The sequence below is a fragment of the Caballeronia humi genome (genome assembly GCF_001544475.1).
Taxonomy (GTDB): domain Bacteria; phylum Pseudomonadota; class Gammaproteobacteria; order Burkholderiales; family Burkholderiaceae; genus Caballeronia; species Caballeronia humi.
On record NZ_FCNW02000245.1, the window covers coordinates 1 to 621 of the forward strand.

The window sequence follows — 621 nt, forward strand, 5'->3', positions numbered from 1 at the left end:
CTTGCAATTACCCACACTCGTCCTGCGCGAGTTCATATCCCAGCTGAATGTCAATCAGACGGCGCATACCGCGCCACATAACGGTATTGCCTGGCGGCGGGTCGCTGGCACGTGCAAGGTACCCACCGAGTTGCGCAAGCTTGATGAGGCTGCGCAGCAGCGGCGGCGCCTGTGCCGTGCGAGGCGTGTCCTTGACGACCCGATCAAGGAGTTCGATCTCTGTTTGTGTGACTGCCAACTGGGCGGGGGCGTGTGCAGCACACCGGTTGAGCATGGTTAGCCAAAAGATGCGCCAACTCAGGATACAAAACACCGAGATAAGATTGGCTAAGCGATCAGCCGTACGCAGCTTAGATTCTTCGGCCTTGCATCCCGACTTCAGGATCTTATGAAAGGTCTCTATTTTCCAACGCATCGCGTACCAGTCGAGCTTCTCGATGGCTTCCGCACGAGATTTGACCGACAGATCAGTGATTAGCTTCCACTCGATTGGAGGTCGACCGGCGGGTGCGGTCCTCTCCTGGGCATGAATGACAGTCAGACGTAGCTCGGGATAGCGACGCTGCTTATAGAGAGGTGGTAGCACGGTAATGCGGCGATACCGGATCTCCAAAAAGGCTT

Annotated in this window: 1 protein-coding gene; it reads right to left on the reverse strand. The window is 56.4% G+C overall.

Annotated elements, in window-relative coordinates:
- Nucleotides 1–7: 7 nt before the first annotated feature.
- The coding region (locus AWB65_RS35260; protein ID WP_125474318.1) for an IS4 family transposase at nucleotides 8–621 on the reverse strand (614 nt) is incomplete at its 5' end.